The organism is Bacillus sp. 005/A4HT-01/001, assembly GCF_004634445.1.
GTDB classification, from domain to species: domain Bacteria; phylum Bacillota; class Bacilli; order Bacillales; family Bacillaceae; genus Bacillus; species Bacillus altitudinis.
Window position 1 is genome coordinate 83,166 of the sequence record NZ_SEIZ01000006.1, and the last position, 23,378, is coordinate 106,543.

Genomic DNA, 23,378 nt, shown 5'->3' on the forward strand with positions numbered 1-23,378 from the left:
ATTATCATAAATCTACTGTCCTTTTTTCACAACTATTTCACGCCGAAAAAGAAGGATTTTGTCACATTTAGTTTATCGATCACCTAAAAACTTATACAAATATGAAAAAAGATGAGAATATTCCTCCCATCTTTTCAAAAATCAAGAAATGATGACCTTTAATGAAGATTCTGGTCTCTTTCTCTTTTTAATTTTTCTGGTGTGACATCGTTTCCTTCTGGATCGACGATTTTCACGGTTTTGAGTGTATTTTTCATAGAAGAACGAAAAGCCTTTAAATATTCCTCTCTTAATTGCTTCTGTTCTGTTTTCTCAGCGTCCGACAAACCGGCCTCTTTCGACTTTTTTGAAAGCTCATTGATTCTTGCAAGCTGTTCTTTAGAAATCATGACAAACTCCTTTAAAACATTTTCTCTACATACTACTAAATATCAGTCATTTTTACAACAAATCACGCTTTAAGTCGCAAGCCCTTTTTCATATTCTTGGTACCTTCTATGGACGGTTGCTTTTGAAATGTCAAAACCAAGTGCCTGCAATGTCACTGCAATTTCAGCGAATGTCATGTTGTTTTTTCTTAATCGAACAATTTCAGAAATCGGTACTTCAATACGTTCGCGGCCGGGCGCCTGTTCTTGGTGTTTTAAATTTAGTTCGGGTTGATACCCTCGCTCAACAGCTTTTTTCATCCCACGCTTAATTTTTAAATTATGAATTTTCCGCTGATACTCTTCTACAACGCCTACAATTTCAATGACCATTTCATCTGCTTCTGAAAGCTCAAGCTCTCCTCTATGAAATACGCTGTACACCTTGACTTTTTCTTTAAACAGACAATGAAGAAGAGCGATTTTCGCCTGCCCTCTTCCAAGGCGTGTCTCATCTTGAATGAGAACAGCATCGATTTCTTCCTCTTTCAGCGCAGCCAGCATGTCAAAAACACCGTCACGATCAAGATCGTAACCACTCGCTTTTTCTTTAATCACTTTGACTACATTCATCTTGTGCGCTGCAGCTAAAGCAAGCAGTTCTTCTTCTTGTCTTTTAAGCGAGGTTTCTTGCTCTTCTTTGGCAGTACTTACTCTCGCATAAATGATTGCATTCATGTCTTCAATCGACCTTTCTACTGTACTGTTGCAAGTTGATATACGACTGGATGCTCTTTTTTAACTGGAATCACAAGGATATCTCCCGGCTGGATGTCAGTTGAAGCGAGATCATTGTGTTCAGTTACCCAGTCAATAAAAGCATTTTTATCGATTGATTTACTGTCGTTTACTTGATCAGCTAATCCCCAAAGAGTATCACCTGATTGAACCTCTATTTTAACATATTGATTTGGATCATTATGGCTAGTGACTGCAATAAGTGAGAGAAATATGCCAACGATGAATGAGAATAGCCCAATAAAAATAATAGATTCCTTTAACCTCATAATGTCATCTCTCCTAATAGAATGTGTGTTCGTTCTTTCTGACACTCATTATAAATACGAACAAACGTTTCTGTCAAACGTTTTTTTCGAACCTATGTTTGTACTGTTAGGAAAAACATGCTATAATTTCTTTAAAATTGACGTTTTGAGGTGCAAAAGATGACGAAGCTATCAAAAAGACAACTCGATATCCTGAAATTCATAAAAGAAGAAGTAAAAAGCAAGGGTTACCCCCCATCCGTTCGTGAAATTGGCGAAGCTGTCGGTCTAGCATCAAGTTCAACTGTCCATGGACATTTAGCTAGACTAGAAACGAAAGGTTTAATTAGAAGAGACCCGACGAAACCTAGAGCGATCGAAGTACTAGATGAAGAGGAAATGAATATTCCAAAGAGCGCTGTAATGAATGTTCCAGTCATCGGAAAAGTCACAGCAGGCTTGCCTATCACGGCTGTTGAGAATGTAGAAGAATATTTCCCACTTCCAGAAACTTTTGCAGCGCCAGATGAACAAGTATTTATGCTTGAAATTATGGGAGAAAGTATGATTGATGCAGGTATTTTGGACAAAGACTACGTCATTGTGCGTCAGCAAAGCACTGCCAACAATGGAGATATTGTGGTGGCTATGACAGAAGAAGATGAAGCAACAGTGAAACGTTTTTATAAGGAAGATACACACTTTAGATTACAGCCCGAGAATCCATCAATGGAACCGATTATTTTACAGAATGTGAGTATACTAGGTAAAGTGATTGGCGTATTTAGAAATATTCATTAAAAAAAGCCGGTATTTCATCAATTGCTGATGAGAGCCGGCTTTTTCTTTTATGAACAAGAATATGCAAGAATACTGGAGCTTGGGAACGAGCCAAATGTAAAGTTCGGCCATATAAAACCCGTTGTACGGCCAAAAGGCTGCGAGGAAAGAACATACATGAGAAATACTTGACCGTTTCTAAGGAACACAATGGTCCACCTTCTATTACATCCAGCTGCAAATTGAACCGTTTGCTGGCTTCCGCCTACACTCTGCCCTGCAATGAGCGGCTGCATACTTTGAGGCTGAGAGACTGCTTGTTGATATTGCGAGATGATATGCTGCGGCGGGGCTGGCGGGACCGATTGTCCTCCTGCACCTTGCCCTTGCCCAGTCCCTCCGAATGGCAAGCCGGGAAATCCTCCAACTTGAGAAATAGGAAACGCCGGCATGCTTTGGACCTGCCGATCGTAAAAGTACCCATTCCACGTACCTTCATATGGATTATACATACTAAACACCACTTTCTTAGACATTCATCACGACAGTATATGTCATACATAAAAAAAGAGTGTTGAAGAGACAAATAGAAATCTTTCCAAAAGACGTTTTATTCTTCTTTAGAACGGTTAAATACTAATGAGGAAGAAAAAAATAAAAAAATGAAAACTTTTTGTCTCCCTCAAACGTTATATAGATAGAAAGAAAAGAAATAAAAAACATTTAGATTTAATACTTGTAATATCTCTGTAACTATTGTAACATTTGTAACATAAGAAGTTTTCATTGAGAAAAGGAGGCAATCGCCTTGAAAAAATTATTTGTTTTATTAACCGCTATTATGCTTATGATCTCATTACAAACAACAACACTGGCCGCTTCCAAAAAATCAGCCGCTTTGACAAATAAAGAAGCGTTACATATTGCCCTTGATGCAAGAGAACACTTTTGGAGTGCGATGTCAGGCTACAACATTAAAGAGCATTCAGATTACAAATTAAAATCATTTACTTATAAAGATATGACTTACAACTACCTGTCTAAAACATTTGATACAAAGAAAAAACTAAACAGCTATCTATCTCAAGTGTTCACAAAAGATGCCATTACTCACGGTTTAAAAGACTATCAGTTCATCGTTCATAAAGGAAAAATGGCTGTGCCAGTTGGTGACGGAGACAATATGCTTAATTGGGATAAGGCAACACCTAAACTCGTCTCTAAGAAAAGTACAATCCGCACATACGAATTCACAGTACCAACACTTGATGGACGCAAAGTAAAACGTACTGTCACTTTCGAGAAAGTACAAAACGAGTGGAAAGTAACAAAAATTGACGCTGTGATCTAAATAAAAACCAGGCCGTTCACTAGGCCTGGTTTTTATTTGGATGAAAATTCAGTCATACGATCTAAAGCGTGAGCAAGTGATGAAGCCGTTTGAAATTCATTAAAAGGAAGTCCAAGCTGTACAGCCGTTTGAGCAATTTCTGGTCTAATACCTGAAATGGTCGTATCAACCCCGATTAACCGAAGTGACGTGACAAGATCAAAGATTTGATGTGCTACCATCGTATCAATGATGACGACACCCGATAAATCAATACATAAATGTTGAACACCTTTTTGCGAACACTGTTTTAATGTATTTTCTAAGATAATCTTTGCTCGCGCAGTGTCAATATCTCCAACTAAAGGCAATAAGGCAACATGACTTTTTAACACAATGACTGGGGAACTCAACTCATAAATCATGTCTCTTTGTGCAACGAGTTTTTTGGTGGTATTTTTCACATATTGCTGAATAAAGACATGAATTGAAATGTTAAATGCCTCAGATATCAAATCATACCAATAAAATATTCGGTCAATGTCAATATCACCTTGATGCTGTTTTATAAACTCTTTTAAGTAATGAAGAACCACTCTTTGATTGGACATATATTCTCTCACGACGTAATCTAATGGCGTGTTCAAGTGCTTTGGATCACTTGCTAAGTCTTCAGACCATTTTTTAAATTTCGTATGTAAATACGTCTTGTCTTCAATAAGTGCGCGTATAAAATGCTGATAATAATCTTGATTTTGCCGTTTTAGCTCTGCTATGATGCTGGAATCTGTTGAACGATAAATGGATTCTGGATCATCATCCTCAATTGATTCATACCATGTTTCAGTCAGTTTCTCTGCATGTTGCATGAAAAAATCGTATAATGCACGGTTCTTTTCCATAAGCATATGTCCCTTCACATTTTCTACTTGTCAGTCTTTGTACCTGATGGATTGATTGTACCACTGAATCTTTTGTACCTGCTAGCTCGAATACGCTCCTGTTGAACAAAAAAAGCCCCCCTCAAGGAGCCTCTTGTCTATGCTTATTTGACAATAAATAAAATTCGTTTCCCGTCAGGATACCCGCTGATTTGATGCCCGACCCATGAACCAGCGCCTCTATTATCTGATGGACTGACATATTGAACGCTCGCCCCCTTTCCTCCTTCAAGACACACTGCCATCGGCCATTCATCCCGGTCAAAACCAGGTTTTGTGGGAATTCCTTTTAATGATTCTTGCCTGCGGGCATCTGCCCCATTTCGGTCAATGGTACACACATCTGAGTGCCCTTTTCGAATAGCTTCTTGAATATGACTGCCTGTTTCAGGATACCGTTCCTTAGGAAATTGAATCACATGATCATAACGATCTGCCCCTTTTGCGGAACGATCCTCTCCAAAACCACCTAATAACGCACCCATCCAAATGACAAAACAAAGAACGACAGCAGCGATCCAGCCTTTTCTCATCTTCAAAAGCTCGTGACCTCCTCATACTTTTGATGAAATGATGTTGACTTGAAGGAAATGAGTCATTTTTAATGTATGAGTGGCTGCGTGATGACATGTGAAAAACATGAGCTGAATCTGCCTAGCAAAAGATTCATAAGAAAAAGCGAATGATTTCTTCATCATTCGCCTTGTTCTACTTAAGATATTTCATCTACTCTATATAATGTTTCGTTTTGTGAAGACATCTCGGACGGCATCCCCTCTTCAGCTGATGAGGATTGTTTATATTCTTCTGATGAGATGACTGTACCATGTGATTTAATCCAGCTCACCAATTTGCTGTTAGCTGATGACTGATTGTCTGGTAATAAAAAGTATTTCACCTTTCCTTGTTGAATAAGTGCTTTTAATTTGTTGATAGTCAAAATAGGATCTGTCCCATTAAAACCGCCTAAGGCCATGACATTCTCATCTTCATCAATGATATATGGCGCTGCGGTAACAGTCGTAAGCGTTGCAAATAAATACGTTTCTCCTGTTTGATGCGCCTTTAAATAAGTGAGTAAGCCTTGATCGACACTAGATGTAAACATGTTCCCTCCTCGTGAACTAGCCAGCTGTACACCTGCCTCTGGAAGAACAGCATTTCCACCATATATGATTGGGGTGGCGGACCAAAAACCTGGAAACAGTAACAGCGTTGTCAAAGCAGTGATGAGCAGTCGTTTCATGATCAATTGTTTTTCTCTATACATCAGCAATAGGATAGCAATACTTGTTCCCGCAATCGCAATGGCATACATCCAAATACTACTGATTTGAGTCGTATAGTTACTCAAAATATACCCTTGGAAGATGGCTGTAACAGCGATTGCTGCTGGAAGCAAATACGCAGATACTCCTTTGTTAGCCTTAAATAACTCTCCCAGCTTCTTAGCTCCTATGCCGCATAGTGCTGCAATAGGCGGGGCAAGCATAATGAGATAGTAATGGTGAAAGAAACTCGCAATACTAAAGAATCCGGCAGCAGGAATCAGCCATGCTGTCCAAAACATCGTTTGTTTCCATTCATTTAATTGAGCTTTTCTCTCCTTCCACCAGCTGATGATCATCCCTAAAAGCCCAAACAAAGCAAACGGCAGCATCCAGCTGATTTGACCTGACAATGCAGATTGAAATAAACGAAATATACCGGGATTCCCAGTGCCATACATATTCATGCTTTGTTGACCTACAGCACTTCCAGGCGGAGAACCACCATCTGGACCATGTTGAGGTGGCATCATTTGATTTTGGGGTGGCGGCGGCTGATTTCTGTTTGACTGATCCTCTGACGAATCGCCTAATCCAGAATTGTCTGGCATCACCATACCTGCTTGCTGGTTCATGTCACCAAAGGATTTCCCTGTCGTCTGACCAAGCAGCCGTTCCGTGCCGTTATACCCAAAGGCAAGTTCTAACACTGAATTTGTTTGACTGCTTCCCACATAAGGGCGCTCACTTTCAGCTGTCATATCTACAGTAACTGCCCACGATAGAGATAAGCAGGCTAATACGACGATCGAGCATAATAGCGAGAAAATTTTCTTTTTTAACGGTACGCGAGCAGCAATAAAATAGTAGAAAATAAATGCTGGAACGACCATAAACGCTTGCAGCATCTTCATATTAAATCCTACCGCTACCAAAGCGAAGGCAATAAGAAGCCAGCGCATCTTCCTGCTTTTTACAGCACGCATCAAGAAATACGTACCCGCAAGTAATGTGAAGACGAGCATACTGTCTATATTGTTTGTTCTGCTCACAGCTGCGGCAATTGGTGTGAGAGCCATAACGGCCGCTGACACCCTTGCAGCACCTTGACCGAAAGCCGGTTTTATCATGAGATAAAGAAGAAGAACAGATCCCACTCCAGCAAGTGCCTGCGGCAATATCACACTCCATGTATGAAAGCCAAAAATAAGTGCACTGATGGTTTGAATCCAAAAAACGACGGGTGGTTTATCAATTGATACGAATCCAGCTGCATCAAATGAGGCATAAAAAAAGTGATGGAAGCTTTTGGACATACTTTTGACTGCAGCTAAATAATATTGATTGGCACTGTCATTCTGCCAAATTTGATAAGTGTAGAGAAAAGCTGCAATCAATAAAATCAACAACAATATCATATCTATTTTTTTATTTTTCACTCATATCTCTTCTTTCTTTTTCATTTATTTCATTCAGCATAGCTTTTAAATATGAAATAGTGATGAACAAAAAAAGAAACTTTTCTGCAATTGACGATAAAAAAAGCCTGTGCCCTGTAAAGGAAACAAGCTGAATGCCCTATTTTTTATTGCGCCTTCGCATAGTTGATAAATTCAACAAAAGCAGCAGTCGCTTTTGGTCCGCCGTTGATCGTTCCGTTTGAATAACCCGCATTATGGACCCCGACGATTTGTTGGTTCTGATCTAGCATCGCAGAGCCAGAGTTTCCGCTAAATGTATCGATCGTATAGTATGCGAGATTCGTATCTTCTCTCGTGACTGGACCTGACATTTCCCATTGTGACACTTTGCCAGTCGATCTCATTTTATCACCTGGATATCCAGAAATTTTAATCGTTGTACCTGTTAGACTTGTCACTTGACGAATAGAGCGGTAGCCGACCGTATTTCCAATGTTCGTATCTGTTTTAATGACGGCAAAATCATATTGACTCGCCCCCGTGTTGATATATCCGCTTGGTACATAGAATTCGGTCATGTTTGCTGAGCCGTTCACAGCCGTGCTGTCATTCATGCCTGGGTAGACAGACCCTTTTGCACTATAGCTTCTTGTGGCTGTATTGTAGACGCAGTGTCCGTTTGTCAATATTTTGTTTGGAGCAATGAGTGTTCCTGTGCAGCTAGATCCACCAAATGTAATATAGGCAATAGAATTATAGGGTGCTACTCTTGTATTCGTCACTTTTGTTCTACCATCGTCTCCAATGACTACTTTTGTTTGAAAGTCTTTTAAATATTTTGTGAGTGGTTTTACTTTTTCGCCAATAGTAGAAGAGAGATCATCCACTTTGTCAAAGGATGAGGGGGTTTTCATATCGTTGTGGAAGTCAGCTGAAGAAATCACCTTTCCGTCAGAAGTCACCATGTCATAATCAGACGTAAGTACTGAATCAGATGCTGCATGGGCAAAACTAGGCACACTTAAAGCACCAAAAACGAGTAGAGAAGGGATTAATTTTTTCACCTTTTTCATCATATTCCTCCTTTATGTCCTATATCAAAAATGATACGATTGTTTCATATTGGAGTAAATGAGAGAATATTCTTATTTTTTACAAAATATTTCATTTGTAAATTAGGTGTTTCGTATCTTCCAAATATTTATTCTAGCGATCTCTCTATGAAAAAAGAAAAACCGCCATTTTGGCGGTTTCAAGATTGTTGACGAAGGGCTAAAAAGTGATTTATTTTAGCCCTTTGTCTTCTTTTCAACATGATCAGCTCCATACATCTTTTACATATCTGTTGTCATTGGCTAAAGATGTCAGCCATTGTTCAGCTGTTTCTTTCGCACACTGTTTCTCAGTCTGATACAGTTCAATAAGTGTTGCCTCGACATCTGGTGCCATGACCTTTCCATCCCCGCAAATATACAGGTAGGCGCCTTTGTCGAGCAATTCAATGAGCTTGGCTCCATCATTTTTAATGAAGTGCTGGACATACACTTTTTGCTCCTCGTAGCGAGAGTAAGCACGGTGGATGGTGACGGCTCCTTTTTCTTGTGCAAGCTGCATTTCGTCATAATACAGATCATCTTCATGCGGGTGGCGGCAGCCAAAATAAAGATGGGCTTCACCTAACGACTTCCCTTCATTTTGCCAAGCTTCCCTTGCCTGAATGAACCCTCTAAACGGGGCGATACCTGTTCCTGGTCCAATCATGATCATTGGTATTTCAGGAGAAGGCGGCATTTCGAATCCTGCTTGAGCTTCATGAAGGAAGCAGGCCACTTCATCTCCTTCTTGCAGTCCGCATAAATAGTTTGATGCGACGCCTGCATATTCACCGCGTCCGCTCCATGATTTTCCTTTCACAACAGCTACTGTGATACTAAGCCTCTTTTCATCTACCTTTGGCGAACTGGAGATCGAGTAATAACGAGGCTTCAATCCTGGTAAAAGGGCTAAGAAATGATCAAATGGCAGTTCACATGCTTCGTACTGTTCTAGTAAATCAAGCATGGTCACACGCTTCTTTAATACAGCTTCTTGATAAATTTCTCCCGCCATTTGTTCAAGTTCAATACGATGAGGTGGGCATACCGTATATTTTGCAAGTTCTCTTAGCTGAGTACGTGTCACAGGCTCTTGCAGCTCTACATGTGACGCCAGCAATTCTCCGACTTGAATTGGCTGATTTAATGGTAAATGACTTGCTTCTTTTTCCGAAGAGAGTATCATGTGCTGATCTGGATCGAGCTTAAAACGATCGGTCACTCGCTGAACGAGTGTTGCACTATTTTTTGGCACGATTCCGATATGATCTCCTTCTTTATAGTGCTTGCCTTCAGGTAATTGAAGTTCGATATGCCTTGTTTGGCGGGTACTTTTTTCAGATTGTAATTCTTGATTTTTCAATACAACAGCTGAAAAGGCACCGTATGTTTTAGCAACAGGACGTTCCACTAGCTCATTCGTATATGCAATGGATAGGTTTGGCTTTTCTTGGCGTTTCTCCTGCAAGGTTAAATTGAATTCTTTTGCAAGCTCATCGAAGACTGTCTTCTGGAATGTTTCTTTATCTTCATCCATATCACCGCCCGCATCGCCTTCACCAATATCCGTTACACGCTTCGCCCCTTTTCTTTCAAGTGCTTCATCAATCAGACGAGGAATACGCTGATACGTGCTCGCCCAATTTCGATCCCCGCACCCAAAGACTGCAAATGTCACGTTTGATAGATCTTGCTCCTCATCCTGCGTCACCCAATCCACAAACTGTTTCGCATGGTCAGGCGGATGACCGTTGTATGAAGCCGTTACAATTAAAACTGCGCCTGACTCTGGTAACTTTCGAGTATAATCATCAAGCGGTGCCGTTGTCACGTCAAACCCTTTTGCTTTTCCGTCTTCAGCAAATTCGTTTGCCATCTGCTTTGCTGTGCCCAGATTTGATCCGTACAAGACCAATAGCGGTGTTCCATGACTCGCTATTTTTGCTTCAGCAGAGGCCGTGCTTTTTGTTGGTTCTTCTTTCGGAGGCGCCATAAAGAATTGCTGCTTTCTTGGCCGCACTTTGATTTTAAAATCATTCGGCTTAATCGTCAGGGATTCTTTTAAATCCAGTTCATACGACGTATGGTCAATCAGTTCAAGGTTGTGCAGAACCATCGCCAGAACCATCGTGGCTTCATGAAGGGCAAATTGCATCCCAATACATGCACGCTGGCCATTTCCGAACGGTTTATAGGCATGCTGTGGAATCTTTTCAGGATGCATAAAACGTTCAGGCTTGAATTCTTCTGCATCCTCCCCCCAAACCGCTTGATCCCGATGTAATTTAGGAAGCAGCACATTGACACTTTGGTTTTTTTTGATCGGATATTTCCCTCCAATGACTGTATCCTCTTTCGCATAAAGAGAGAACGTAGGCGCCGTCGGCCAGAGGCGAAGTGCTTCATTTAAGACCATACGCGTATAACTTAGTTTTTGAACCTGCTTAAATGTCGGCAGTTCGCCTTGTAGCACGTCGTCTGCTTCTTGTACGGCTTTTTTTAATTTGTCTGGATTCTTTAGTAAAAAATAAATCGCAAATGACAACAATCCACTTGTTGTTTCATGACCTGCTATTAAGAAGGTAATGATTTGATAACGGATATTTTCATCTGACAGGCGTTCACCTGTTTCAGGATCCTTTGCATGTAGCATGAGAGACAGTAAATCATTGCCCGTTTTATCTTGTTTTTTCCGTTCTTGAATAATGTCATCTACTAATTGCTTCATAAAATCAACATTTTGTTCAAATTTTTTTCTTCTTTTGATCATTAATTTATCTGCGACCGGCAATCTACTTGCTTGATCCATCGCTTCATTTAAACCATTCAGCATGCTTTCAATAAATGGATGCTGATTTTCTTTGTAAAAGCTGTTAAATCGAAAATCAAAACCGCATAGCCCGATCGTATCTAAAGTGAGCTTTGTCATATCTTCTGCTACTTCAATTTCTTCATCACGGCCCGTTCTTTGCCATTTTTGTACAAGCTGTGTGGCAATATCGAGCATCATCTCATGATAGCCCTTCATGGCCTGCTGGCTAAACGCCGGCATCAAGATGTGATGAGCCTTTCTCCAATTCGGCTCTTCTGTCCAACTTGTGAATAACCCATCCCCTGAAAATGTTCTCACTTTATTGAGACTGCTTCCAATGAATTTATCAAAACGCCTCTCATCAAATACTTCTTTAGCAAGTTCATGGCTGGAAACAAAAATACTTGTTGCTTTTGAAAATTCAAACTGAAAGATCGGCCCTAATTCATCTGCCAGCCGCCAAAAGGTTTGAGAAAGCTCTCCTTTTTTGATATGAGGAATATTTTTTAAAGGTCCGTATGTTTTTGGTTTTGGAATGATTGATATTTGTTGCATGTGCCCACTCCCTTTATTTCTTTATGATGCAACGCTAATGGCACGCCATAAGCATTGCTCAATATCTTCTAAAAATTCAATCGTTGGTTCAATTTCCTCTGCTAGAATCTGTTTATGAAGCTGAACGAACGCTCCAAATACAATGGATAAAATTGTTCTCCCTGAAAGATTTGGATGAATTCCATCCTTTTTGCCTTCTTCAAAAATATGAAATAGCTCATTTAATAGCTGCTGCATCTTCTCTTTACTTGTCTCATCTAAATAGTGTGAGCGTTTGTCAATTTCTAAGAAGTACAGACCACTTGGATTCTCTTTTGTAAAGAGCACTAAGCAATAAAAGACATGTTTGAAATAAGCCCTAATGCTTGCTTTAGGGTCTGGACTGTTTGTATTCACCTTGTCGATAAATGCAGTCAGGCTTCGCTGGTATAAAATGTTCACAAGAGCCTCTTTACTATCAAAATAACGATAAATGGTTCCTGCTCCAACATTGGCTCTTTTCGAAATCATCGGCATCGTTGTACCGTCAAAACCCCGTTCAATAAATAAGTCCAGAGAAGCCTTCATAATCTGCTCCTGTTTATCAGTAGTTGCTGCGGGCATTTCATCCTCTCCTTTCGTTTTATCAGGAATGAATATTCATTCCGCTTGGTGTATATTATATTAATATTTTAAATTCTTCTATTTATACTTAAACATACTTATTTTTCTCCGTCACTACATTTTCTGAAAATAATAATAATTGAGAAATGATACCTAGATAGATGACATCCAAACGACTTATAAATATTGGCAGTTCTGTGACGCGCGGGTGTCGTCTGAACTATATGTTCATTCTTGGTCAATTGGAGAATGGATGTGATCGTCATATGTATCAATATATAAACTGCCATTACTTGAACGAACCGCATAAACAATGTCTTTTAAAGACAGCTGCCTTTTTTGAATTTCTTCATATATCCACTGCTCCGTTAATTGGTTTTCATGAAGGTTTTTCAAAATGAGCTTTCCGTCCATAATGACTTCAATGGGCATGTAACGCTCTGCCTGCATCCATAGGTTAAGATCTTTTCGCGTGACATAATCAAATGAAGGGTATTTTTTCACCGACATATGCCCATCTGTTTCAATCATTGCAAATTCAACTTCACTAATGTCAAACACATTCTTTTCTCTGAGCTGTTGATTTAAATAATCAAGTGTATACCTCATTCCTTTCATATTCTCTTCAAGGATTTTGCCATTTTGAATCACAAGCGTTGGTTTACCAGCCATAAAACCTCTCATCTTCCGGCTTCTTAAAGCAAGTAAAGAAATCACATAAATAATGATCACAAGTGTCACAAAAGAAATGGTTGTGTGATGAAGCGGAAGTGTAGTATTAAACGCCAAGTTCGCCGCAATTGAACCTAGACTGATCGCCGCAATGAAATCAAAAATATTCATTTGTGCAATGGTTTGCTTTCCAAGAAGACGGGCACCGCCGAATAAAATAGCAAAAGCGAATATGGTTCGAAGAATGACTTCAATATGATCTGGCATTTCAGCTTCCACCTTTCGATTTCATGAAAAAAAGCCTTTTCTCTAGAAAAGACTCTTTGTTAGACTATGCATTTATTCCGTCATTATTCAAATGGGCCGCTTCCGTTTGCTCAAATTGTGAACGCAACTCAATGATTGAGCTGTTTCTCACGTTTACTGGATCTTGCTCGAGTAGCCATGTATAAAATCTTGCTTGCTCTGCTGTTTGCAAAGCCTGCATATATTTTTGGGTGGAGCGCTTATCTGCAACACGCTGTTTAATGGATCGCATTTGCTTCCAAAATTGATAATAAGGAAGCTTTAACTTGGTCATAAAGCCGCTGTTATCCTCAATGACATAACCTTCTTCTTTGATTGTGTCATCATGTGATACAGATTGATACCATTTATAGAAAGAAGTCCAATCATGAAACACTGCCACTTGCTGTTTGCACCGCATGCCAAGCTGTTCACTGAGCCTTTTCACTTCAGCAAATGGTTCTTTTTCATAGCTCAGCTGACGCTTCACGATATCAAGTAAAATGAGTTGATCATGATCATATGTGATAATATGCGGGTCTTTCTCTGGCAAAATGACTTCAAATACAAGGGATACATGGTTGTCGCGTACGTATGATTTGATGTAGTCGACCTGCACATCGTCAAAGGTCGCATAAAATAGCTCTTCGACCCAAGCAGCATGCTGATTTTGCTTCACATGTGACGTATACGACTTGGACGTAAACACCAGTTCATCTTTTATGTCGTTAAACCCAACCGTGCCTAAGTATCCATTTGCTTTATCATAGACCGTCACAGGAAATTGAAGATGATTCACTAAATGCTGCATTCTGGTTTCAGGACGTTCATCAATATTAAAGAACTTATTATAACTTCTAGACACAATCTGCTTTGAAGTCATATTGATAAACAACCCTCTTGCTTTGACATTTATTTCATCCCATTGTCTTTCACTAAATGCTTTTTTGGTGAAATTAAAAGATGAAATATCGTGTGGCAGCTTTAATTCTTGTACATATTCATGCTGATCTAAATGGGCTAAAAAATCATCCAGCGTCACATTGGGCTGAACAAAGACCGGTTGCTTGTTTTCAGAAGCTCTATAGACAGGATTGTCAATTTCATGTGTCTCAATCCCGCTTGCTGTGATTTTTAACACACGTAGCTGTCCGCCAAATTCAACCTGACCTTCGAGATTATAAGATCTTTCCGCCGCTTGAATAGGCAGTCTATATAAATTGCGATGACCGTGAATTTGAATGATATCTAATCCAGAAGTATTTTGCACAAATAAGTGGTCAATGTCATCTGAATATTCACCTACTCCGTGAATAAGCTGCTGCGTTGAGACATGCAGAAGCTCTTCTGGCAAATGGGCAAGCCCACCATGGGTGACAAGAAATGTCTGACCATGATACGTAAAATAGGTGAGCTGATGAAATGTTCTGACAAACTTCCTTAATTCTTTTAGGTCAAAACCTGCTTCCGCAATTTCAGGCGCAGTATGACGGTTAAACATATTACTTCTCACTTTTTCTTCATGTGCATATTTGTAAAGATGCTGATCATGATTTCCTTCAATGACGATCACATTGCGGCATTCTCTATGTGCCAGCATCCATTCTAAAACTTCCTTGTTTTCTATTCCTCTATCAAGCAAATCACCTGCAAAGATATAAAGCTCGTTTTCTTTCAAGTCTCCTTGCAAATAAGTATTTAGAGCTGTGTAACAGCCGTGAATATCACCGAAGACGTGAATGGCTTCATACTGATCAAAAGACCTGGGCTGATACGTCATAATGACTGGATATTCCTCAGGCGTCAAAACGGTTACCCATGAAGGCACCTTCTCTGTCTTTAACCGTTCATTCATTTGATATAACACAGATTCCTTCACTACTTTGTGCGGCTCTCGACCGCGATTTTGCAGCAGGGCTGTTTCAAGAGGCACTTGCGTAAAATCGACGACATACACTCTATAGCGGTATGAAGTAGCTAATGATTTATACTGCGAAATGGACTTACTTGTGACATGTGTTGCATCAATGACAGTAAAGTCTCCTCGTTCCATTCGGGCTGTGAGGAGTTCAAATAATAAAGACCAGACTTTATGATCATGTTTGCTTGAAATTTCCGGTTTCCCATTGACTGATAACTGCGGAGGCTGGGTTAACAGACGGATCTGATCCGCTGATAATGTATATGGTTCTAAGCCTTGTTCTTTGATCCAAGTTGATTTACCTGCACCTGGGAGACCTCGTAAAAGGACTAAAGTTCTCATAATGGTTCTCCTTTAATGAGTGATATTTTACCTATTATAGATAAATTATGGATAAATCTCAATCTTTTATTGATTATGGTAATATATAGATATAAGGAGGGTTACACATGCCTAATGAAGCGAATACTGCATTCAACATTGGGGATATCGTATTTCAAGTATTTTCTCTTCTATTCATTGCATTGATCGTGACCATCGTTGTCATCGCGATTCGAATGATAAGAAGAAAACAAGTGGAATTGAAGAAAGTCGAGGCTAGATTAAACAAAGTAATTGAAAAAAATCATTTAAAAGAGTAAAAAAATCCGGGAGTTAACCGGATTTTTTTGTTTTCATCACGATCCCTTGTCGCTGCTGCATCAAAAAGAAAAAGACACCTAAAAGGACAAGAAGACCACCGAACATTTGCAGCAGCGTGACTTTCTCTCCAAGCAGTAAAACAGCGAGTATCGTTGCCCCAACAGGTTCTCCTAGAATACTCATTGAAATAGTTGTCGCATTCACATAGGTTAACAGCCAGTTGTTAATGACATGGGACATGGTAGGGATAATGGCGAGCAGTAAAAAAATCCCCCATTCTTTACCCGAATAGCCTACAAAAGGCGTTTGCTGTATAAGGTTAAATAAAATTAAAAAAAGGCCGGCAAAACCAAATACACAAAAACTATAAATCCAATGAGATATCTTTCTCACAGCTTGTTGACCGATTAATAAATAACAAACAACAGCGATTACACTGAAAAAGGATAAAATGTCTCCTATAATGGCGTCTTGGCTATGTCCGATATCCCCCCATCCGATCATGAGCGCACCAACAATCGCCGCACACATTGTGAAAATGGCTGACTTCGTTGTTTGTTCACGAAAAATGAGAAATCCGCCTAATAATGACACCATCGGCTGAAGTGCAATGATGATTGTAGAGCTCGCCACTGTGGTGAGCTTCAATGAGCCGAACCACAAAACAAAATGGAGCCCTAAAAAGAAACCTGACATACATAAGAAAAACCAGTCTCTCCGCTTTAACGAGACAAACTCTTTTTGACGCGGCAGAATAAACGGAAGCATCAAAACCGCCGCAAATATCATTCGATACATACTTAAAATAGCAGCAGGCGCACTTGACCACTTCACAATAATGGCCGAAAACGAAATCGCAATGATGGAGATCACAAGCGGCACCGCAATCGACTTCTTTGGAGCATTTGTCTTCATTTCCATTAGCAGCTTCCTTTACATCAGCAGTAGATGAGCTTCTCATCTTGTATGACGTCATCTTACTATGACCATTCGCCTAGAGGCAAGATGAATTTTAAGAATGTTTACATAAAAAAAGCTTTCTTCACGAAAGCCCCAGATTGTTGACAAAGGGCTAAAATGAACTTGATTTTAGCCCTTTGTCTTCTTTTCAGCGTGATAGAAAACCTTTGCAGTCCTAGGAAGGATGAGCATCGGCGCGGAGCGAATTTAACATTCGTGAGCACCGAAGCGCAGGACTGACACCGAATGCGAGGGTTTGCCTACACGCTGAAGCTTTCTTCACGAAAGCCCTCATTCATCATCTATTAATACATACACAGCCCGCACCGGCCCATGAACACCAACGACTAAATTCATTTCAATATCGGCAGAATTACTTGGACCTGATATAAAATGAATGGCGCCTTTCGTCTGCTCTCCTTCTTCTACTAGGCGATGAAGAGCTGAAACAGCATGAATCATCCGCGGGACAATTGTGCTTTTTTCAATACATACGATATACATCATCGGTAAAAAATGAAGTGCTCTCCCTTGACCTTGATGGGAGGAAAGAACAACGGTTCCGGATTCTGCAAGTGTGTAATCGCTGAATACCACTGCATATTTCGCTTGTTCTGCCCGCCTTATATTTTCTTCTCTTGATGTATCTGCATTCCAGCTAGTGACTGAGATTCCTTCTTTCCGCAAGGCTTGAAACATAGGATGACATTCATATTGTGCAAAACGTCTATCGCTCGAAGTCATCACAGGACCTTCTCCATACTCTTTCATCAATAATCGTAACGTTGAGGGTGCTTCTTTTGGCGTTGTTTCTACCACTTTCGTATGAATTTGCTGACATTGCACCTTCAATTGCTCTACCAATTCTTCTTTCGACAGACCTTCATTTGTTTCCCAATTGACTCGATGCTTCCAAACCGGACGCCGAATAGATGCAGGCTTGGAGGAGCTTTTGCCTAATTGTTGCTGGATATGTGCTAAAAATGGATCCCGATGAGAAATGGTTCCTTTCATTGTCGCTCCTCCTTTTGTTTCTTTTTAAACCAATCCCGAAACCTTTCTTTGCTTGGCGCTGGGAGGTCACGAATTTCTGTCCAATTCTTTAAAGGACCCGCACCTTTTGAAATCTGTCCGTTTGAAGCCATACGTTTCAAGAGCACAGGGGCTGCTTTTGTTCCAAATCGATACATTCTAGGAGTGGATGCGCCCATTCCGAACATTTTCATTGCCATCATTTCCGCTTTAGGCGCTCTCCCCTCTTTTTCAACGATGACTTGTCGATGTTTGATTAATAATTCGTGAAGTGGAATTTTCACTGGACAAGCATCTGTACAGGCTGCGCACAAACTTGAGGCGAAAGGAAGCTCTTGGTAGTCGTCATATCCTCCAAGTAGCGGCGAAAGAACAGCACCAATCGGACCCGGGTAAATTGATCCGTACGAATGACCGCCAACATGCCGATAAACGGGGCACACATTGATACAGGCTGCACACCGAATACATTGCAAAACTGGCTGAAATTCCGTCCCTAATATATTTGACCGTCCGTTATCCACAATGACCAAATGAAACTCTTCTGGTCCATCGACCTCTCCTTCTCCTTTTGGTCCCACGACAGAGATATAGCTTGTTAACTTTTGACCGACTGCGCTTCTGCACAATAGACCGACAAGGACATCGAGCTCCTCCATCGTTGGTACAAGCCGCTCCATCCCCATGACTGCGATATGTGTCTTTGGAATAGACGTGACAAGATCCGCATTCCCTTCATTCGTCACAAGACAAATCGATCCTGTGTCAGCCACAGCAAAGTTACAGCCCGTCACACCAATATCTGCTTCAAGAAATTTTTCTCGTAACAAAGCTCTTACAAATTTGGTCATTTCTTCAGGAGTCTCTGACATATCATATCCAAGCTTTTCGTGAAAAACTTCCCGTATTTGTTCTTTCGTCATATGAAGGGCTGGTGCCACGATATGTGAAGGTGGTTCATGGTCATCAACTTGAAGAATATATTCTCCAAGATCGCTTTCAACTACCTCGCAGCCAATCTCTTCTAGCGCTTGATTCATTTCAATTTCTTCTGTGACCATTGATTTTGATTTCACGATCTTTTTTGCTGCTTTTTTTTGTGCTACATCTTGAATGTACGCTGATGCCTCTTCCTTTGTTTTTGCAAAAAACACATGACCTCCACGTCTACTCACGCTCTCACTTAATTGATATAAATAGTCATCAAGATGGGCCAGTGTATGCTGCCTGATGTCCTCTCCAAGTTCACGCCACCTTTCCCAGTTTCCAAGCTCTTCACTTGCAGTCATCCGCCTTTTATACAGACGCTCCTGTGCCGAAGAAACAGCTCCTCTCATCACAGCGTCTTCTAATCCTTCGCCGATCCGCTCTTTAAAAGCCTTCTCTCCAATTTTCATACTCATGTGCCGTTCCCCCTCTTAGCTTCAGCGGCTATTCAACACTTCTGCGATATGCATCACTTTGACTGGCTTATGAAGACGATTCAGTCTTCCTCCGATATTGAGCAGACATCCACAATCAGCACCAATGATATATTCAGCGCCTGTCTCCTCTATGCTTTGTACTTTTTCATCGACCATCTGCTCAGAAATGGGTGTCATTTTGATTGAAAAAGCTCCTCCAAATCCGCAGCAATTTTCAGCGCGAGGCAATGGTTCCATCACCAAATCTTTGACATTTGACAACAGTGTGAGAGGCGCTTCCTTAATTCTAAGCAGTCTCGTCATATGGCAGGAGGTATGATAGGTGGCTTTTCCTTTCAAACTCGCACCTACATCTGTTACATGTAATATATCAACAATAAATTCCGTTAATTCATATGTTTTCTCAGCAAGTGCCTGAGCACGGGCGAACCACGCTCGGTCTTCTTTAAAAAGGTGCGGATATTCTAAAAACATGGCCTTACAAGAACCTGATGGTGTGACGACATATTCAGCTGATTCAAAGGCTTTCATCATATTTTTGGCCGCTTTGATTGTTTCTTTTGTATAGCCGCTGTTAAAGGCGGGCTGCCCGCAGCACACTTGTGCTTCAGGTAATTCCACTTCAACACCAAGCCGCTTTAACACCTCAACAGTCGCCTTTCCTACATGTGGCTGCATAGTGTCAATTAAACAGGTGACAAATAAACTGACTCTCATCGGCGAACTTCCTTTCTTTTGCTGCACCTTGATTTATGTCCGGTCATCTGATGACTGAATAATGGATCTTCATTTCATTTTAATCCCAAATTTCTGAAATTTCAACGAACGGATTTGTCTAAAATTTGGACATCATGCTTGTGTGATACATGAAAAAACGCCCTTTTTACAGGGCGTTTGAGAACATTCATGTTTTTATTTCTTCATACTACCGAAGGAAGTGTCGTCTTTCACACAAACCGCCTTCACTTCATGATTTTCTTTATGTGATGAATTCGTTTTTCAAAAGAAGGATGACTTTCACGCCATTCAGATTTTCTTCCGTCATCTCCATCTTCTTCAATCAAATGACTTAATTTTATCAAAGTATTGAGATATAGAGTTTGATTCTCAAGATGGTGAACAGCAAAGCGATCCGCCTGAATCTCAAATAAGCGACTCATTTTCTTTGGCAACCACTCCGTCATAAATATCATGATCAATAACCCTGCTGGGAACAACAAAATATATTGCCACCAACCATTGGCAAGCATCACCTGTCTGGCATAGTACATACTGATTCCCATAAGTAAGGTGACAATCACAGTGAGGTAAATGGTGAAATGCGCATGTTTTAATTTTACATGTCCCATTTCGTGGAATAAGATCGCACGAATTTCCTCTCTATCAAACTTATCTAATAACCCTTCCGTCACATATAGATTGACTTTTCTTCTAAATGGAAGTTGAAATGAATATATCCAGGCATTCACATCATGTTGTGAGTCTTTTTTCACCCATATATTTACCTTTTGGTTCGTTTTATGCTCAATATCTTTGCAAATATTTATGAATTCGTCCGTCCGTAAGATTTCATACTTATTTATCATTTTTTGAATGAATGAGTAACCCATAATAAATAAGATGACTAGGGCGAAATACCAAGCACAAAATAGAAAAAGATGATCCATAACCTTCGCTTGAAACGCCAAAGGCATGACTAAATAAGAGCCGAAATATATCAAGGATAATGTGATAGCACCAAATAAAACGGCTTGCTCCCTAACGTTCAGGAAGAATGAATTTCCTAAAGTGGCTTCATTTTCTCCTAATACATCAGAAGAATCTTTTGTCACATACTCAAATGAATAAGCTGTCAATAAGACTGACAGGAAAATAGGCAATAGTATAGAGAGAATCATACTCAACACATAAGATCCTGTAACTAATAGCACGTATCCCATTAAGAAATAATAATTTAATCCCAAGGGAAGAAAAATGGCTAGAACAAAGGGAATGAATAATGTGAATAGGTTTTTCATCGATTCATGAAGGTTAAAAAGGAAAAATAACAAAGCGGGCAAAAGAATTCCCATTAAAGTCATGAATGTAACAAATGTGGTGCTATACTTAAAGTTTGTGTTGATCTTAGTTGTTTCTGTTAGATTCGTTAGATTGTATGTAGAAAAGAAGGGATTTTGCGTTACCTGTTCCATCATGATCGTATCATCATGGATAGGTACAAAGCCTTTTCTTAGAAAAACCAATGCCTTATCATTCATTATTTTGTCTGTTTCAATCTTACTGATTCCATTCGCAGATGGGATCTGTGTGAGATTTATGTACTTTCCACTTAATTGAAAGGATGCTTCTGAAGAGCCATTGAAAGAACCGTCTTGATAGGTTAATAAAACGTCACCCTGATATAGCGAATGAGCGACGAATACTTTTGGATTGCTTTCTTTGTTCGAATCAAGTAAAACAAATGGTGAAACAACGGCTGAACGAAAACCGAGTTCAATCATAATGACGATGATTGTGATTATACTGGCAGTGAGATAAGAGAGGAAGGCTTTGCGTAACATGTCATCACATCCTGCTGTTTAATAGGATTAAAACAAAATGAATATCTTGAATAATGTATTTCATAATAAAGTAAGCGTCATTCATTTGCTGGAATCGTCTCATAAAATTCTAACATCTACATACAAGAATATGTACGACAAAATGGACATTACACCTATATTTTCAAAATAACGGATCAACAAGGATAGAAAAAACGCCCTTTTTACAGGGCGTTGTTAATTGTTTAGTTTGACATCATTTCTCGTATTCTATCTTCAATAGGTGTTAAAGAGCGGCCTAATAGTTTTTCGAAATCATGGCTTTCGACTGCTAATGCCCCATCGCGAATTCCGCTTTGCATCGCTTTGACAAATGGAACAGCTTCTTTCGGTACACCATTTGACGCTAAAAATTCTCCAAATGTATCTACATCCATGTGCTCTACTTTGATTTCTTTCCCGCTCACTTTGCTGACCATTTGTGCAAGTTCAGTGTGTGTGCGAAGCGGTCCTGACAATTCATAGATTTCCTGATCATGTGCCGGCAGTGTTAACGCATTTGCTGCTGCTTCTGCATAGTCATTTCTTGTTGCCCAGCCGACTTTACCTTCACCAATTGGGCTGATAAACGGCGCTCCGTTCACTGATGCCAGAATCGTATCTTTTTCATTTTCCACATACCAATTGTTTCTTAGAAAAACATGAGGTATGCCAGAGGTCAAAATTGCTTCTTCTGTTTTTGCATGGTCATGTGCTAGGTTAAGCTGACTTTCTCTTGCATTGACAACACTTGTATAAGCAATAAATGACACATTCGCTGCTTTCGCTGCTTGGATGGCATTGATATGCTGCTTCACGCGATCTCCATCCCCAGACGAAATGATCAAAAGGCGATCAATCCCTTGAAACGCTGATTGAAGTGTATCCGGCTGTGTGAAGTCTCCCTTGCGCACATCCACCCCAGCTTCCTTTAGATGGACTGCTTTTTGCGGATCTCGAACACTGACCGCCAATTGTTCAGCTGGTACTTTTGCGAGCAAATGTTTGACGACGAGCGATCCAAGTTGTCCTGTTGCACCTGTCACTAATAATGTCATTGATTTGACCTCCTCATTTTTCGTTCAACGGTGATGTTTCATGTATGAAGCAGCTGGTTTCTTGCATCAGATCATTCGTTATAATCGAAATGGTTACAACGAAGGGGTAAAAAAAGCTCTATGTATGAGCTTTTTCTACTCTGCCTCGATTAATAATTGCTTAATTGTCACTTGTTTAAGATGATGCTCAAGTGCGGACTGTGCTTCTTTAAGTTCTTGCCGCAGTCTCGTATCCATGGCTTGACCAATTGGACATGCAATGACTGGTTGATGAAAGCTAAATAACTCTTCATCTGCGCTTACATCCACAGCCCGGTACACATCTAGTAGAGTGATGTCCTCTGCCGGCCTTTTTAAGGAAGCACCGCCAACTCCTCGGCGAATCTCAATGAGATCCGCCTTTTTGAGCATAGCCATCATTTTTCTGATAATGACTGGATTTGAATTGACACTTTCTGCAATAAAATCCCCTGTGCACTCTTTTGAAACACCCGCAATAAATGACAAGATATGAACAGCAATGGTATACCTGCTGCTAATTTGTTTCACATTCCTTCACCACCGTTGTAATCAATATAGTTACAATG

General features: G+C 40.1%; 22 protein-coding genes. 3 read left to right on the forward strand and 19 right to left on the reverse strand.

Annotated elements, in window-relative coordinates; translation table 11 throughout:
- Positions 1 to 158 precede the first annotated feature (158 nt).
- From ES896_RS16535 to yneA, 3 genes are all read right to left on the reverse strand, one after another.
- Complete coding sequence (locus ES896_RS16535) at positions 159 to 389, reverse strand: DUF896 domain-containing protein (RefSeq protein WP_008343816.1); 231 nt, start codon at positions 387 to 389, stop codon at positions 159 to 161.
- A 69-nt stretch (positions 390 to 458) separates the two neighbouring features.
- The gene (locus tag ES896_RS16540) at positions 459 to 1,106 is read right to left on the reverse strand and encodes a YneB family resolvase-like protein (RefSeq protein ID WP_017359583.1); all 648 of its coding nucleotides are present in this window, start codon (positions 1,104 to 1,106) and stop codon (positions 459 to 461) included.
- 17 nt (positions 1,107 to 1,123) lie between these two features.
- Positions 1,124 to 1,435 carry a cell division suppressor protein YneA gene (yneA, locus tag ES896_RS16545; protein WP_007499348.1) on the reverse strand — a complete coding sequence of 104 codons (312 nt, stop codon included), beginning with the start codon at positions 1,433 to 1,435 and terminating at the stop codon, positions 1,124 to 1,126.
- A gap of 159 nt (positions 1,436 to 1,594) precedes the next feature.
- On the opposite strand from yneA, the gene lexA reads away from it, so the two are divergent.
- Positions 1,595 to 2,215: a transcriptional repressor LexA gene (gene lexA / locus ES896_RS16550; protein ID WP_007499350.1), complete on the forward strand. Its 621-nt coding sequence runs from the start codon at positions 1,595 to 1,597 to the stop codon at positions 2,213 to 2,215.
- 47 nt (positions 2,216 to 2,262) lie between these two features.
- Here the strand turns inward: lexA and ES896_RS16555 are convergent, their stop codons facing one another.
- Complete coding sequence (locus ES896_RS16555) at positions 2,263 to 2,706, reverse strand: hypothetical protein (RefSeq protein WP_048002682.1); 444 nt, start codon at positions 2,704 to 2,706, stop codon at positions 2,263 to 2,265.
- Between the two features lie 296 nt (positions 2,707 to 3,002).
- On the opposite strand from ES896_RS16555, the gene ES896_RS16560 reads away from it, so the two are divergent.
- Entirely contained in the window at positions 3,003 to 3,545 is a 543-nt protein-coding gene (locus ES896_RS16560) for an IseA DL-endopeptidase inhibitor family protein (RefSeq protein ID WP_017359584.1), read from the forward strand.
- A gap of 32 nt (positions 3,546 to 3,577) precedes the next feature.
- Here the strand turns inward: ES896_RS16560 and ES896_RS16565 are convergent, their stop codons facing one another.
- From ES896_RS16565 to ES896_RS16600, 8 genes are all read right to left on the reverse strand, one after another.
- The gene (locus ES896_RS16565) at positions 3,578 to 4,426 is read right to left on the reverse strand and encodes an STAS domain-containing protein (protein ID WP_048002683.1); all 849 of its coding nucleotides are present in this window, start codon (positions 4,424 to 4,426) and stop codon (positions 3,578 to 3,580) included.
- Positions 4,427 to 4,569: 143 nt separating this feature from the next.
- On the reverse strand, positions 4,570 to 4,950 hold the full coding sequence (locus tag ES896_RS16570) for a NucA/NucB deoxyribonuclease domain-containing protein (RefSeq protein ID WP_224559893.1): 381 nt from the start codon (positions 4,948 to 4,950) through the stop codon (positions 4,570 to 4,572).
- A gap of 227 nt (positions 4,951 to 5,177) precedes the next feature.
- On the reverse strand, positions 5,178 to 7,172 hold the full coding sequence (locus ES896_RS16575) for a glycosyltransferase family 39 protein (RefSeq protein ID WP_135227048.1): 1,995 nt from the start codon (positions 7,170 to 7,172) through the stop codon (positions 5,178 to 5,180).
- Positions 7,173 to 7,318: 146 nt separating this feature from the next.
- Entirely contained in the window at positions 7,319 to 8,227 is a 909-nt protein-coding gene (locus tag ES896_RS16580) for a trypsin-like serine peptidase (RefSeq protein ID WP_048001486.1), read from the reverse strand.
- Between the two features lie 244 nt (positions 8,228 to 8,471).
- Complete coding sequence (locus ES896_RS16585) at positions 8,472 to 11,615, reverse strand: bifunctional cytochrome P450/NADPH--P450 reductase (protein WP_135227049.1); 3,144 nt, start codon at positions 11,613 to 11,615, stop codon at positions 8,472 to 8,474.
- 21 nt (positions 11,616 to 11,636) lie between these two features.
- The gene (locus tag ES896_RS16590) at positions 11,637 to 12,218 is read right to left on the reverse strand and encodes a TetR/AcrR family transcriptional regulator (protein WP_007499369.1); all 582 of its coding nucleotides are present in this window, start codon (positions 12,216 to 12,218) and stop codon (positions 11,637 to 11,639) included.
- Between the two features lie 228 nt (positions 12,219 to 12,446).
- Positions 12,447 to 13,157: a DUF421 domain-containing protein gene (locus ES896_RS16595; RefSeq protein WP_135227050.1), complete on the reverse strand. Its 711-nt coding sequence runs from the start codon at positions 13,155 to 13,157 to the stop codon at positions 12,447 to 12,449.
- Between the two features lie 64 nt (positions 13,158 to 13,221).
- Positions 13,222 to 15,438 carry an RNA ligase gene (locus tag ES896_RS16600; protein ID WP_035391944.1) on the reverse strand — a complete coding sequence of 739 codons (2,217 nt, stop codon included), beginning with the start codon at positions 15,436 to 15,438 and terminating at the stop codon, positions 13,222 to 13,224.
- Positions 15,439 to 15,545: 107 nt separating this feature from the next.
- On the opposite strand from ES896_RS16600, the gene ES896_RS16605 reads away from it, so the two are divergent.
- Positions 15,546 to 15,737 carry a hypothetical protein gene (locus ES896_RS16605; protein ID WP_035391946.1) on the forward strand — a complete coding sequence of 64 codons (192 nt, stop codon included), beginning with the start codon at positions 15,546 to 15,548 and terminating at the stop codon, positions 15,735 to 15,737.
- Between the two features lie 13 nt (positions 15,738 to 15,750).
- On the opposite strand, the gene ES896_RS16610 is transcribed toward ES896_RS16605, so the two are convergent.
- The 7 genes from ES896_RS16610 to ES896_RS16640 form a co-directional block, all read right to left on the reverse strand.
- A complete protein-coding gene (locus ES896_RS16610; RefSeq protein ID WP_035391948.1) occupies positions 15,751 to 16,659 on the reverse strand; it encodes a DMT family transporter in 909 nt (302 codons plus the stop codon).
- A 330-nt stretch (positions 16,660 to 16,989) separates the two neighbouring features.
- Positions 16,990 to 17,712 (reverse strand): LutC/YkgG family protein, encoded by a 723-nt coding sequence (locus tag ES896_RS16615; RefSeq protein WP_008343937.1) that lies wholly within the window; start codon positions 17,710 to 17,712, stop codon positions 16,990 to 16,992.
- The gene (locus ES896_RS16620) at positions 17,709 to 19,133 is read right to left on the reverse strand and encodes a LutB/LldF family L-lactate oxidation iron-sulfur protein (RefSeq protein WP_008343938.1); all 1,425 of its coding nucleotides are present in this window, start codon (positions 19,131 to 19,133) and stop codon (positions 17,709 to 17,711) included. The genes ES896_RS16615 and ES896_RS16620 overlap by 4 nt, the downstream gene beginning before the upstream one ends.
- Before the next feature lie 21 nt (positions 19,134 to 19,154).
- Positions 19,155 to 19,871, reverse strand: a complete 717-nt coding sequence (locus ES896_RS16625) for a (Fe-S)-binding protein (protein WP_135227051.1) — start codon at positions 19,869 to 19,871, stop codon at positions 19,155 to 19,157.
- Positions 19,872 to 20,116: 245 nt separating this feature from the next.
- Entirely contained in the window at positions 20,117 to 21,715 is a 1,599-nt protein-coding gene (locus ES896_RS16630; RefSeq protein WP_135227052.1) for a M48 family metalloprotease, read from the reverse strand.
- A gap of 224 nt (positions 21,716 to 21,939) precedes the next feature.
- Positions 21,940 to 22,791 carry an SDR family oxidoreductase gene (locus ES896_RS16635; RefSeq protein WP_135227053.1) on the reverse strand — a complete coding sequence of 284 codons (852 nt, stop codon included), beginning with the start codon at positions 22,789 to 22,791 and terminating at the stop codon, positions 21,940 to 21,942.
- Positions 22,792 to 22,926: 135 nt separating this feature from the next.
- A complete protein-coding gene (locus ES896_RS16640; protein WP_017367312.1) occupies positions 22,927 to 23,340 on the reverse strand; it encodes an Rrf2 family transcriptional regulator in 414 nt (137 codons plus the stop codon).
- Positions 23,341 to 23,378 lie beyond the last annotated feature (38 nt).